The following is a 13008-nucleotide window of genomic DNA, read 5'->3' as shown; positions in this document are numbered from 1 at the left end:
GTCTGGTGACTTCTGAGGAGCCGACCGACGAAGACTTGGATGCGCTCAACGAGTTGCTAGTGGCCTATGACGACATGCTGGGACGTGCTCTGGATGTGGTCCGCGATCTTGGCTTTGAGCCCACAAGCCGCGTGAAGAACACTGGCACGATCCTGGAGAAGCTCGCGCGTCACGGAGGCTCGTGGCTCAAGAGCATTCAGGACCTCGCTGGTATGCGCATCGTTCTGGACGCCAACAGGGCGGCACAGGATGCGGCTGTCTCGACGATTGTGCAGGCGTTCACCGGTTCGGACCGGGGGCCAAAGGTCACGGATCGGCGGGCGGGGCCAAGCCATGGTTATCGTGCCGTCCATGTGATCGCTTACCCGGAAGGCATGTCCGTCGAGATCCAGGTTCGAACCCGTTGGCAGCACGAGTGGGCGGACATGTTCGAGAAGCTCGCGGATGTACTCGGGAGAGGCATCCGCTATGGGGAGCCGCCGAGCCGCCTTGCAGGCGAGCTGGAAGTTCTTCCCGACGTCAGTCCTGAGAAGATGAAGGCTTTTCGCCATCTGCGCGAGTTGGGGCATCAGTGGCACATCGCTCTAGTCAAGTCGGTGGTAGTGCTCAGCGACCTGATCGACGCGTTGGAGGAGGCAGAAGCGGAAGGGGTCAGCAGCGATGATCCGGAGGTGCAAGCGCACTGGAGAGACGTCCAAGAGGACTTGGCCAGGTTCCGTGAAAGGATCAAGGAGATCGCGCCCACTGAATCCGGAGTGCCCTGGGTAGGCTTGTCCCATGACTAACGTCCTCGTCGTTTACGACCGCTCTGCTGGTCGGCTGCTTAGCGAGCAGCAATTTGAGCATCGGCGAGACGCTCTTGCTGCGCGGTTCGAAGCTGAGCGCCACCATCGTGACCGCTCCAACATCGAAATTGTGGTGCTGGCAGCGAGGACGCGCGACGATCTGCTTCGAACCCATGCGCGTTACTTCATGAGCCTTGACGAGCTCGCAGCCAAGATGGGTTAGCGGTCGCCACTAGGTCGGCGGAGCGGCTTTGGGCTGGAGCTGCTTTGGGGCGAGTGATCATGGCCCCTTACGCTGGCCGCGATTCGGGCAGCACCTAGCCTGCCCGCAATAGCCCGAATCGGGGCCATGATCTTAGAGGCTCGCCCCAAAGTGGCTGCCTAAAGCCGTGGAGCCGACCGCCCCAGCCACAACGGGTTTCCTCCCCATCCCCGAGCACGCAGCGCGCCGCCGGGCGCGGCCAGCCGGGGCGGAGACAGGAGGCAGGCCGCGCCGCAGAGGCGGCGCGCCCCGCGCTGTGCGCGGGGTCTTGATAGAGGTAGAGAAACCTGTAACAGCTCCGCCTGGGTGATCTAGGTTGCAGCGGCTCGTTCGGCCAAGTCTGCCAAGGGCTTGGGCACTCGATGGCCAGAGAGCTGGACGAGATCACGGATCAACTCACGGGCGAGGTGATGGGAGTGGATTTGCTCCTGCGCGAGTTGTTCGGCCTTGAGGAGAGCGGCAACGGAATCGCCGACGTGTCGCCGCTGCGCGTGTGCCCGCGCCACGTCAAGCAGGAAACGGGCTTGGCGTTCCGGCGACAACCTGGCTGCGTTCACTCGCTCGGCAACGTCCAGGGCCAGACCCGCGTCGCCAAGGTCGACCGCCGTGCTCACAGCGTGGATCTCGACGTTCGTCGGGCCGAACTCCGTGTCGAAGTCGTTCCTGTCCTCTCCGAGTCGCGCGGCAATCGTCCGTGCACGGGCGATGTGCTCATGCGTGGCGGAGCGCTTACCCTCACGTGCATTGATCACGGCTAGCACGAGGTTCATCGCCCCGAGGAGAGACAGCTCCTGTGGCGGGCAGTCCGATGACTCGGCTCGTGGGTCCAACACGTTAACGGCTGAGGCCGCTGCTTGCTCGGCCTGCTCGGTGTGCTGCTGCCGGATGAAGGCGTGTGCCATGCGGAAGAGGCTCGCGACCACTTCGAGTGGCTGCCCGGCAAGCTCGGCGGCTTGTAGCGCACGGTCCGCTGCAACCCACGCTGCATCTGCCTCGTCCTGCCGTACGAAACTGGCGGCGGCAACCTGGTAGGCGCGTGCACGGAGCGCGTGAAGTTCGGTTCGCTCGCTGGCCGGCGCTCGGCGTACTGCGGCCTCGATCTTGGGCAACAGGGCCGACAGCTTGTCGCTGAGCGCGGCATAGCTCGACGCATGGGCGAGCACCCAAGCCTCTTCGACCTGCGACCGGAAGTCGGCCACGGTCTCTGCCGGGCCGCCCTGCGGCTCATTAAAGAGGCTTCCCAGCGCTGGGTGCCCCGTCAGAGCTACACGGAGGCCATCGAGGTCATTGCTGACTAGCTGCGGCACCTGCTCCGGCTCTTCCGGTGCTGCGGCGTCGGGGCGGACATCGTGTACGGATACCCCCAGCGCGTCGGCCAGGGCTTGCAGGATCGACAACCTTTCAACGGGTTGCACACCCCGCTCAACCTGGGAGACCCAGCTTTCTGAACGCCCCATCGCTGCCGCCAGATCGCTTTGGGACATCTCGGCCTGACGACGCAGCTCCTTGATTCGCTGGCCGGTAGTGCGAGGGTCGATCACGGTCACTTCTGAGCCTCAGCCGGGTACTTGCCTGCGTACGGCGACATTCGATCAACCTCTGTCTTGAGGACGAACTTCTTTCGCTCGGACAGGAAGTGGCGCGTGTGCGGCTGGCGCTCGTGCTCCTCGAAGGCGGCGTGATCCTCGTAGAGCTCGAAGAAGATCCGCTCAAGCGGCGCACCTTCCACCTTGTGGCAGGCGTAGACGAGCGTCCTCGGCTCCTTCGCCTCAATCGCTGCGGTGGTCTCGCGGACTAGAGCGTCGAAGTCCGCGCTCGCACCGTCCTTGAGCGTGAAGCGGACGAACAACCCAAAGTTGACCATCTCTCCTCCTCCTGTTGCGTTCAAGCATCGCAGAATCGGAGATCTTCTACTAGTCGCAGCTTTTCTGTTGACCCGCAGTTTCTCTGCGGGTAGCTTGAGATTGCTGCTCCACTACAGACAAGATCGCCCCGGGCAACGTGCGTCCGCCAAGATCACAACGTCGCCCAGGGCACTTCCCACAAAGGGAGTTCCCATCATGCCTGCGACGCTCACCGCTTCGCGAACCGCGTTACTTTCTCCGGCCGTTGTGGCGAGCCTGCCTGACGTGTCGTTGATCCTGGCGCTGTACGCCTCCGACTGCGTATCCCTGCGCCACCTGGACCCCGCGAAGATCGCCGCGTTCATGGTTGACGGCGCGAACCGCTGGGGGCTGGCGCAGCTCATCGAGCGAACGTGTGACCTGGTCGTGTTCTGGCAGCGATGCGCCGACCAGATCACCACCTCTGAGGACTGGGCGAAGCACCGTGCTCGCTTCGACAACAGCCGGATCATCCGCTTCTCGCTCGATGCAAGCGAAATGGCTCCTGTCCGCCAGCACCTGGCCGCCATGGCCTCTGAGGCGGTCGCCGCATGACTGCCTCCGTAGTCGTACCGCTGACGGACGTTTCCGCTCCTTCCGTACAGCCGCCTCCGTCTGGTGTCCTGCGGGCGCCGGAAACCCCGCTCGGGCAAGCGCGAGTGGTGCGGGGCTGGTCTCAGCACAAGGTCGTGCGCGCCTTGACTCTCACGGCTGAGCACTGGGGCTGGGACATCGCCGCTGATAACTCGTTGAAGGTCTTCGTCTCCCGTTGGGAGAACGAGACCCATCGGCCGGGAGCGACCTATCAGGTCCTGCTCTGCGCGGTCTTCCGCGCTACCCCCGACGAACTGGGCTTCACCCGGCCCGTGCCTGTGGTCTCGCTGTCCCAGCGGGTTGCCGCGCTGGAGTCCCTGGTCCGCGACCTTTCCGAACAGCTCGGGCAGGTGGCTGCGTGAACCACTTTCCTGTGGCCCCGGCCGCTGTCGCTGATGTGGCGGCGGCCGTGGGCACCGACCCGATCACCCTCGCGGACCTGCTGCGGGTGGCCAGCTCGCCTGGCTTCGAGCGCTGGCAGGAACAAGTCCGCCGTACCGGTGGCTGCGCGAACCCCATTCACCTGAGTGGTCATTCGCGGACGGTGGACACGCTGACGGGGGAGTTCTTCGAGTATTCCACCAGCAGTGAGCCGGGCGGGCGTCTGCGGATCGCCTGCGGCAACCGCCGGGCCTCGCGCTGCCCGTCCTGCGCCTGGACCTACGCCGGGGACACCTACCACCTGATCATGGCCGGACTCGTCGGCGGCAAAGGCGTGCCCGCCACCGTGGCCGAGCGGCCCCGTGGCTTCGCGACGCTCACCGCTCCGTCGTTCGGTCCGGTCCACAACCGCCCCTCGTCCGGCCGCTGTCGCTGCGGCGCCGCCCACGCTGAGGACGATCCTGCCCTGGGCACGGCGCTTGATCCGGAGCGCTACGACTACGCGGGCGCGGTGCTGTGGAACAACCATGCCGGGGCCCTGTGGCAGCGCTTCACGATCTACCTGCGCCGCGAGGTCGCCGCCCGCGCCGGGCTGACGCAGGCCGCGTGCAAGGCTGAGGCTCGGGTCTCGTTCGGGAAGGTCGCAGAGTTCCAGAAGCGCGGTGCGGTCCACTTCCACGCGATCATCCGGATCGATGGCCCGGACGGACCCGTCACCCCGGCCCCGGCCTGGGCGACGGTCGAACTCCTCGACGACGCGATCCGCGCCGCCGCAGCACGGGCGACGGTTCCGCTCGCGCCCGCCGGCCGACTCCCCGCCCGAACCCTGCGCTGGGGAACCCAACTCGATGTCCAGCCCATCGGCGCCCTGGAGGACCAGGCCGACATCACGGAACGGTCCGTGGGCGCCTACGTCGCCAAGTACGCCACCAAGGCGGCGGAGACGACCGGCACCCTGGACCGCCGCATCGGAGAACTCTCGGAGCTGGACCTCCATCCCGAACTGCCCGACCACACCCGGCGGCTGATCGAAGCCTGCTGGGACCTGGACGACGCCTATCCCGATCGGCTGCTCGCGCACTGGTCGCACATGCTCGGCTTCCGGGGCCACTTCTCCACCAAGACCCCCCACTACTCGACCACGCTCGGGGCCTTACGCGGTGCGCGGGCCGACTGGCGGGCCCAACAAGAACGCCGGGAACGCGGCCTGCCCGACCTCGACCAGGACGACGACACCGAGGACACCACGCTCGTGCTCGCGCACTGGGAGTACGCCGGGCAAGGCCACACCCCGGGTGAATCCTGGCTCGCCGCCTCCATCGCCCGCGACCTCAAGCTCAACCGCGACACAGCACGCGAAGCCCTGGCGGCCATGCCCGCCCTCGATCACGCGGAGGTGTGGGCATGAAGCGGCCTCTGCCCGATCGCTACCTGACACCGGTCGACCTGGCCGACCTCCTCGGCGTGCCTGTCGAGACGGTCTACCAGTGGCGCCGGAAGGACACCGGACCTCGGGGCTTCCGCGTCGGCCGACACCTTCGCTACGACCCGGAAGACGTACGCGCCTGGGTCGCCACCCTCATGGAAGAGGCTGCCTGATGGCTGGACACGTTCAAGACCGCTGGTACAAGACCGAGCCGGGGTCGGAGGGCAAGTCCATCAGGGTCAAGACCGACCGCTTCGGTGTCGGCTTGCGCTACCGCGCCCGATACATCGCTCCGGACGGCACGGAGAAGAGCAAGGCGTTCCCCGACAAGCAGAAGCGCAAGGCGGATGCGTGGCTGGCCAACATCGAAGCCGACATGACGCGCGGCGACTACATCGATCCGCAGGCGGGCAAGACCACCTTCCGGCAGTACGTGACTGGCTGGCTGAAGACTCAGACCACTGACCCGTCGACGCGGGCAGCCGTCGACATGCGGCTTCGCCTGCATGCTGTCCCTTACTTGGGCTCGCGCACCATGGGCGCAATCCAGCCCTCGCACCTGCGGCTCTGGATGCGGCAGATGGAGGACGCCGGACTCTCGCCCGGCTACCGCCGTGTGATCTTCGCGCACGTCTCGACCGTCTTCACCGCAGCCGTGGAAGACCGGGTCATCAAGGACAACCCGTGCCGTGCCCGCTCGGTCAAGGCTCCTCGGCTGGACCCTCGCAAGGTCAAGCCCTGGACGTACGAGCGGGTGATGAGCGTGCGCTCGGAGCTTCCCGACCGCTACAGCGAGATGATCGAGGCTGCGGCCGGATGCGGGCTGCGACAAGGGGAGATCTTCGGGCTCGCAGTCGAGGATGTCGACTTCCTCGGTGGCGTCTTGCACGCCGTCCGGCAAGTCAAGCTGCTCGGCAGCCGCGCCATCTTTGCCCCGCCCAAGGGTGGCAAGCAGCGTGACGTACCGCTCCCCGAGTCGGTGGCCTTCGCGCTCGCGGCTCACATCACTCGGCACAAGCCCACGGAGGTCACGCTGCCCTGGAAGACCGTGGACGGGCCGCCAGAGACGGCAACGCTCATATTCGTCAGCGCTGAAGGGCTCGCGCTGAACCGGAACCGCTTCAACGATCGCGTCTGGCGTCCCGCCCTGCGTTCGGCCGGCATAACGACCGGACGCGAGAACGGCATGCACGCGCTGCGGCACTTCTACGCCTCGGTCCTCCTGGACGCGGGCGAGAGCATTAAGGCACTGAGTGAGTACCTCGGGCACCACGATCCGGGCTACACCCTCCGGACGTACACACACCTGATGCCGAGCAGCGAGACCCGGACGCGGGCAGCCGTTGATGGGGTCTTCGCTCACCAAACTCGGGCCGCCGACGGCCCTGACACGGCCCGAGCGTCAGACTAGGTCGTTGACCTGCGGAAAGCTCAGAAGCCGAAGTTCTGAGTCCACCAGGGGCCGCCGGGCGCCATGTGCACGCCGACACCCAGGGTCTTGTAGTCGCAGTTCAGTATGTTCGCCCGGTGGCCTTCGCTGTTCATCCAGGCGTCCATCACCGCCTGCGCGTCGGCCTGGCCGCGTGCGATGTTCTCGCCGCCCAGGCCGTCGATGCCCGCCTTCTCGGCGCGGTCCCAGGGAGTCGCCCCGTCCGGGTCGGTGTGGTCGAAGAAGTCGCGCGCCGCCATGTCCTCGCTGAAGTTCCCCGCCAGCGAGGCCAGCGAGTTGTCGGCCCGCACCGGGCTGCACCCGGCCGTCGCCCGCTCCTTGTTCACCAGGGTCAGTACGGCCGCTTCGGCGGCGGCCTCCGAGCCGGAGCCGACGGCGTCGCCGGCCCGCGGCGGCTTCACGCTGGGCGTGGGTACGACGCGTTCGGGCTTCGCCGGCTTCCGCGTCTCGGCCGGCTTCTCCGTGGGCTTGTCCGCGGGCGTCTGACGCTCGGAGGGCTTGGCGGACGGCTTCGCGGAGGGCTTGTCCGCGGGCTTCTTGGGCTGGGACGGCTTGGGGGAAGGCGACTTCGACGGCGCGTGCGCCGGTCCGGTGTCCTCGGCGGCGGGCGTCGTCACCCGCTCCGTGGGCTGCGCCGTGCTGCCGCCCTGCGTCTCGAGCCCGGCCGGGCCCTCGGCGCTGACCCGGTCACCCGGGTCGCCGCTGAAGGAGTAGTTCTCCCCGCCGGGAACCAGCCCGGAGGCAACGGCCACCGCGCCCATGGCCACGGCGGCGGAGACACCGAGCAGCCCGGTGCGTACCGGTGCGGCCCGCTTCTTCCGGCGGCGCGCACCACCCTGATACCGGCCTGCCGGTGCGTCCGCGTGGTCTGCTGCTGCGGGTCCGGCGGCGGAGCGACGATGGCGTCCCATCTGCTGTGCCTTCCTCAATGCTTGCTCGACGTGGTCAACGTCAATGCGCCTCACCCGAATGAGTGAGGCCTCATTTCGTCGGGACTGTACGCCATGACGCGTGGGGGCGAAGTGTCTCGTGGGCAATTGGCCAGTTAGCGTGCAGTCATGAACGAAGATGCAAGGCTCACTGCCTGGGTACGCGGCCGTGTACAGGGAGTGGGCTTCCGCTGGTTCACCAGGGCAAACGCTCTGGAGATCGGCGGCATCGAGGGCTTCGCCCTCAATCTGGACGACGGCCGGGTGCAGGTAGTGGCGGAGGGTCCGCGTGACAATTGCCACCGTCTGCTGGAATGGCTGCGCTCCGCCGACACTCCCGGGCGGGTCGACGGAGTCACCGAGATCTGGGGCACACCGCGCGGCGGTTATGCGGGCTTCGAGATTCGGTGATCAAACCCGGCGCAGGGGCGTCGCCGGCGCATTCCGGGGATGCCCGTGGCAGGTGCCTGGGGCAGAAACGACCTGGTGGTTGCCAAGAAACGGTTGTCGTGGAAAGCTGCCGAAGTACGGATGATCTCTACGCCCCCAGGGCCCCGCAGAAGAGGCGGCACCGCGCATTCGCGGCTGCGCGCCCCCGGGCTGCCCAGCGATGCGGGGCGTGATCGTGTTGACCGTCAAACTTTTTGGTGAGACTCTGGAAGCCCCGCGCACCTTAGCTGTTTGGCATTGAGAACAACAGAGATGACAAGCACCGCGGGTGCGATTCCCTCACGACCCACCACCGCTTCGGTCGGTCACTCAGTGTGGAGGACCATCCATCATGGCAAAGGCGCTTCTCGGTTACGTCGGCGGTTCCGACCCGCGACTCCTCGCCGAGATGCGACGGCTTCAGCAGCGCGTCCAGGATCTTGAGTCCGAGCTCAACCGGATTCAGTCCGAGAACGACGCGCTGAGCGCCGCCGCTCACCACCGCGGAGATTCGCTGCTCGACGGCATCGACATCGACGTACCCCAGGCGGAGCCTGCGCTCACCTGACACGGCTCGTAGGAGAATCCGAGCCCGTCAGGCTGTCCGTATCAGCCGCTTGAGATCTGCTCAAGATCTATCAGCAAGACATTGCAAGGGACGCTTCGGCGTCCCTTCTTTTTTGCGTCCCGCAGGGAGACCTCTTCCCTTACCGTCTGATGTGCCCTGCACGTTCATGGGTGAAACCGACGGTGAAAGGTAGAGTGCGGCGGTGCATCTCAAGGCCATGACTCTCCGCGGTTTCAAATCATTCGCATCGGCCACCACTCTGCGGTTCGAACCAGGGATCACCTGCGTCGTCGGGCCCAATGGTTCGGGCAAGTCCAACGTGGTGGACGCCCTGTCCTGGGTGATGGGAGAGCAGGGGGCCAAGTCGCTGCGCGGCGGCAAAATGGAGGACGTGATCTTCGCCGGGACGACCGGGCGGCCGCCTCTCGGCCGGGCCGAGGTCTCGCTGACCATCGACAACTCCGACGGTGCGCTCCCCATCGACTACGCCGAAGTCACCATTACGCGGATCATGTTCCGCAACGGCGGCAGCGAATACCAGATCAATGGGGATACCTGCCGGCTGCTCGATATCCAGGAGCTCCTCTCGGACTCCGGTATAGGGCGAGAGATGCATGTGATCGTCGGGCAGGGCCAGCTCGACTCCGTACTGCACGCCGATCCGATGGGCCGAAGGGCGTTCATCGAGGAGGCTGCGGGCGTTCTCAAGCACCGTAAGCGGAAGGAGAAAGCGCTGCGGAAGCTGGACGCGATGCAGGCGAATCTCTCGCGCGTACAGGATCTGACCGATGAACTGCGGCGGCAGCTGAAGCCGCTCGGCCGGCAAGCGGCCGTGGCGCGGCGGGCCGCCGTCATCCAGGCCGACCTGCGCGACTCCCGGCTGCGGCTGGTCGCCGACGACCTGGTGAAGCTGCGCGAGGCGCTGCGCGCGGAGATCGCCGACGAGGCGGCTCTCAAGGAGCGCAAGGACGCGGCCGAGGCCCAGCTGAGGTCCGCCCTGGCGCGCGAGGCGGAGCTGGAGGACGAGGTACGCCGCCTCGCTCCGCGACTGCAGCGGGCGCAGCAGACCTGGTTCGAGCTGTCGCAGCTGGCGGAGCGGGTGCGGGGCACGGTCTCGCTCGCCGACGCCAGGGTGAAGAGCGCGACGGCGCCGCAGGAGGAGGAGCGGCGCGAAGCCAGGGACCCCGAAAGCATGGAGCGCGAGGCCGCGCGGGTCCGGGAGCAGGAGGCGGAGCTCGAAGCCGCGCTGGAGGCGGCGCGGCGGGCTCTGGAGGACACGGCCGAGCACCGGGCCGAACTCGAGCGGGAGCTGGCGGCGGAGGAGCGCCGGCTCAAGGACGCGGCGCGGGCCATCGCCGACCGGCGCGAGGGGCTCGCCCGGCTGAACGGCCAGGTCAACGCGGCGCGCAGCCGGGCCGGTTCCGCGCAGGCGGAGATCGACCGGCTGGCCGCGGCGCACCAGGACGCCCAGGAGCGGGCCGCGGCCGCGCAGGAGGAGTACGAGCAGCTCAGGGCCGAGGTGGAGGGGCTGGACGTCGGCGAATCCGACCTGACCGAACAGTACGAGGCGGCCAGGCGGGAGCTCGCCGAGGCGGACGCCGGGCTCACGGCGGCCCGGGAGGCGGCCACCTCCGCGGAGCGCCGCCGGGCGGCGACGTCCGCTCGACACGACGCGCTGGCCCTGGGACTCCGGCGCAAGGACGGGACGGGCGCGCTGCTGACCGCGCAGCCCCGGCTCACCGGCTTGCTCGGCCCGGCGGCGGAACTCCTCACGGTCACCCCCGGCTTCGAGATCCCGGTGGCGGCGGCGCTGGGCGTGGCGGCCGACGCCATCGCGGTGACTGACCCGGCAGCGGCCGCCGAAGCGATCCGCCTGCTGCGCAAACAGGACGCGGGCAGGGCGGTGCTCCTGCCGGGTGGGCCGGCGGGCACGGACGGTTCCGCCGCCTCCTCCGTCATGGGCACCACGTCGGACGCGGGGGACGGCCCTGCGCCCGGCGGGGAGTCCGGGGCCGCGCGTGGCGTGCCCGTGCAGGGCGGTGCGCCCGGACGTGGGGATGCGACTGCGGGTACGGGTGGCATGCCTGCGGCTGACCGTGGTGTGGGCGGGCCGGATCGCGAGGGCGTGGCCGGTGGCACCGGTGCCGTGCACGGTGTGCCAGGACAGACGGGTGCTTCCGCGGAGAGCGGCGAGTCCGGAGCCGGAGGCGCTGCCGGTGGGGCCGTAGTGCCGGCCGGTGTGCCGGGGCGGGCGCACGGCGCCGGGGGACAAGGACTGGCCGGGGAAGGCGTGGCCGTGGTCGCGGCCCGGCGGGAAGGCGGTGGGGCAGCCGTCGTCGCCGACATGGTGCGGGGGCCCGATGAGCTGATGCCCGCCGTGCGGCGGCTCGTGCGGGACATGGTGGTCGTCGGCACGCTGGACGACGCCGAGGATCTGATCGCCGCCCGGCCCGGGCTGACCGCCGTGACCGCCGAGGGCGATGTCCTCGGGGCGTACTTCGCGCACGGCGGCTCGGCGGCGGCGCCGAGTCTGCTGGAGGTACAGGCCTCCGTCGACGAGGCCGCCGCGGAGCTGGAGGAGCTGGCCGTACGGTGCGAGGAGCTGGCGGAGGCGCAGCACGTGGCGGGGGAGCGGCGTAACGCGTCCGCCGCGCTCGTCGAGGAGCTGGCCCAGCGGCGCCGCGCCGCCGACCGGGAGAAGTCCGGCGTCGCCCAGCAGCTCGGGCGGCTCGCCGGACAGGCACGCGGCGCCGCCGACGAGGCCGAGCGGTCGGCCGCTGCCGCCGCCCGCGCCCAGGAGGCGCTGGAGCGGGCCACCGAGGAGGCACTGGAGCTGGCCGAGCGGTTGCTGGTGGCCGAGGAGGCACCCGGAGAGGAGGAACCGGACACCTCTGTCCGGGACCGGCTCGCCGCCGACGGGGCCAACGCCCGCCAGACCGAGATGGAGGCCCGGCTCCAGGTCCGCACGCACGAGGAGCGGGTGAAGGGCCTCGCCGGGCGGGCCGACGCCCTCGACCGGGGGGCGCGCGCAGAGCGTGAGGCACGGGCGCGCGCAGAGCGGCGGCGCGCCCGGCTGCGCCACGAGGCACGGGTCGCGACGGCTGTCGCGGCCGGTGCGCGTCAGCTGCTGGCGCATGTCGAGGTCTCGCTCGTACGGGCTGCCGAGGAGCGGGCCGCGGCCGAAGCGGCAAAGGCGGAGCGGGAGAGGGGCCTGGCGGCCGAGCGCGGCCGGGGCAGGGACCTCAAGGGCGAGCTCGACAAGCTGACCGACTCGGTGCACCGGGGCGAGGTGCTCGGCGCCGAGAAGCGGTTGCGCATCGAGCAGTTGGAGACCAGGGCGCTGGAGGAGCTGGGCGTGGAACCGGCGGGACTGGTGGCGGAGTACGGGCCCGATCAGCCCGTACCGCCGTCGCCGCCCGCGGAGGGCGAGGCGGTGCCGGACGATCCGGAGGACCCCCGCAACCAGCCGCGGCCGTTCGTGCGCGGGGAACAGGAGAGGCGGCTCCGGGCGGCCGAACGGGCGTACCAGCAGCTCGGGAAGGTGAATCCGCTGGCCCTTGAGGAGTTCGCGGCGCTGGAGGAGCGCCACAAGTTCCTCTCCGAGCAGCTGGAAGACCTGAAGAAGACCCGCACCGACCTGATGCAGGTGGTCAAGGAGGTCGACGAGCGCGTCGAGCAGGTGTTCAGCGAGGCGTTCCGGGACACGGCGAAGGAGTTCGAAGGGGTGTTCTCACGGCTCTTCCCGGGCGGGGAGGGCCGGCTGATCCTCACGGACCCCGACAGCATGCTGACCACGGGTGTGGACGTCGAGGCCCGGCCGCCGGGCAAGAAGGTCAAGCGGCTCTCCCTGCTCTCCGGCGGCGAGCGGTCGCTGACCGCGGTGGCGATGCTGGTGTCGATCTTCAAGGCCCGGCCGAGCCCGTTCTACGTGATGGACGAGGTCGAGGCGGCGCTCGACGACACCAACCTCCAGCGGCTCATCCGGATCATGGAGGAGCTCCAGGAGAGCTCGCAGCTGATCGTGATCACTCACCAGAAGCGGACCATGGAGGTCGCGGACGCGCTGTACGGCGTGTCCATGCAGGGGGACGGCGTCTCCAAGGTCATCAGCCAGCGCCTTCGCTGACCGCTCGACCAAATCTTCAAATCTTGAACACAATCAGCTACGCCGGGTCCACATATTTCACGTTCGCCTGCTCTTGACTTCGAAACCTGAAGGCATAGTCTCGGCAACGTCGTTTTTACCTTCAAGTGATGCGCAACGCGATGTTGTGCCCACTGGGAATGCTTGCCCCCCACGC

At 68.5% G+C, this 13008-nt stretch carries 13 protein-coding genes; 10 read left to right on the top strand and 3 right to left on the bottom strand.

Annotated features, from left to right (window positions below; genetic code table 11):
* Window positions 1-5 precede the first annotated feature (5 nt).
* Together ACWIHY_RS30685 and ACWIHY_RS30680 are read left to right on the top strand one after the other, a co-directional pair.
* Window positions 6-785: a hypothetical protein gene (locus ACWIHY_RS30685; protein ID WP_454379254.1), complete on the top strand. Its 780-nt coding sequence runs from the start codon at window positions 6-8 to the stop codon at window positions 783-785.
* On the top strand, window positions 778-1008 hold the full coding sequence (locus ACWIHY_RS30680; RefSeq protein WP_454379253.1) for a hypothetical protein: 231 nt from the start codon (window positions 778-780) through the stop codon (window positions 1006-1008). The genes ACWIHY_RS30685 and ACWIHY_RS30680 overlap by 8 nt, the downstream gene beginning before the upstream one ends.
* A gap of 350 nt (window positions 1009-1358) precedes the next feature.
* Here ACWIHY_RS30680 and ACWIHY_RS30675 read toward each other — a convergent pair whose 3' ends face one another.
* Window positions 1359-2594, bottom strand: a complete 1236-nt coding sequence (locus tag ACWIHY_RS30675) for a helix-turn-helix domain-containing protein (protein ID WP_454379251.1) — start codon at window positions 2592-2594, stop codon at window positions 1359-1361.
* A complete protein-coding gene (locus tag ACWIHY_RS30670; RefSeq protein ID WP_454379310.1) occupies window positions 2591-2911 on the bottom strand; it encodes a putative quinol monooxygenase in 321 nt (106 codons plus the stop codon). The genes ACWIHY_RS30675 and ACWIHY_RS30670 overlap by 4 nt, the downstream gene beginning before the upstream one ends.
* A 196-nt stretch (window positions 2912-3107) precedes the next feature.
* Here ACWIHY_RS30670 and ACWIHY_RS30665 point away from each other — a divergent pair, with 196 nt between their 5' ends.
* From ACWIHY_RS30665 to ACWIHY_RS30645, 5 genes are read left to right on the top strand one after another with little or no spacing between them, the layout of a single operon-like run.
* Window positions 3108-3485, top strand: a complete 378-nt coding sequence (locus ACWIHY_RS30665) for a hypothetical protein (protein ID WP_454379249.1) — start codon at window positions 3108-3110, stop codon at window positions 3483-3485.
* Window positions 3482-3886 carry an XRE family transcriptional regulator gene (locus tag ACWIHY_RS30660; protein WP_454379247.1) on the top strand — a complete coding sequence of 135 codons (405 nt, stop codon included), beginning with the start codon at window positions 3482-3484 and terminating at the stop codon, window positions 3884-3886. Before ACWIHY_RS30665 ends, ACWIHY_RS30660 begins: the two co-directional genes overlap by 4 nt.
* Window positions 3883-5313: a replication initiator protein RepSA gene (gene repSA / locus ACWIHY_RS30655; RefSeq protein ID WP_454379245.1), complete on the top strand. Its 1431-nt coding sequence runs from the start codon at window positions 3883-3885 to the stop codon at window positions 5311-5313. Before ACWIHY_RS30660 ends, repSA begins: the two co-directional genes overlap by 4 nt.
* Complete coding sequence (locus ACWIHY_RS30650) at window positions 5310-5504, top strand: helix-turn-helix transcriptional regulator (RefSeq protein ID WP_215133303.1); 195 nt, start codon at window positions 5310-5312, stop codon at window positions 5502-5504. The genes repSA and ACWIHY_RS30650 overlap by 4 nt, the downstream gene beginning before the upstream one ends.
* Window positions 5504-6742 (top strand): tyrosine-type recombinase/integrase, encoded by a 1239-nt coding sequence (locus ACWIHY_RS30645; protein ID WP_454379242.1) that lies wholly within the window; start codon window positions 5504-5506, stop codon window positions 6740-6742. The genes ACWIHY_RS30650 and ACWIHY_RS30645 overlap by 1 nt, the downstream gene beginning before the upstream one ends.
* 20 nt (window positions 6743-6762) lie before the next feature.
* On the opposite strand, the gene ACWIHY_RS30640 is transcribed toward ACWIHY_RS30645, so the two are convergent.
* Window positions 6763-7692, bottom strand: a complete 930-nt coding sequence (locus tag ACWIHY_RS30640; protein WP_454379240.1) for a CAP domain-containing protein — start codon at window positions 7690-7692, stop codon at window positions 6763-6765.
* 147 nt (window positions 7693-7839) lie between these two features.
* Between ACWIHY_RS30640 and ACWIHY_RS30635 the strand changes: the two genes are divergently transcribed.
* The 3 genes from ACWIHY_RS30635 (at window position 7840) to ACWIHY_RS30625 (ending at window position 12833) form a co-directional block, all read left to right on the top strand.
* Entirely contained in the window at window positions 7840-8121 is a 282-nt protein-coding gene (locus ACWIHY_RS30635) for an acylphosphatase (RefSeq protein WP_454379238.1), read from the top strand.
* Window positions 8122-8491: 370 nt separating this feature from the next.
* Window positions 8492-8707, top strand: a complete 216-nt coding sequence (locus ACWIHY_RS30630; protein ID WP_454379236.1) for a hypothetical protein — start codon at window positions 8492-8494, stop codon at window positions 8705-8707.
* Window positions 8708-8909: 202 nt separating this feature from the next.
* Complete coding sequence (locus ACWIHY_RS30625) at window positions 8910-12833, top strand: AAA family ATPase (protein WP_454379234.1); 3924 nt, start codon at window positions 8910-8912, stop codon at window positions 12831-12833.
* The last annotated feature ends 175 nt before the right edge of the window (window positions 12834-13008 follow it).

It is taken from the genome of Streptomyces sp. NPDC055287, assembly GCF_053646035.1.
Note: the sequence above shows the minus strand (reverse complement) of the source record. Positions and strands in the feature narration are given on the sequence as shown.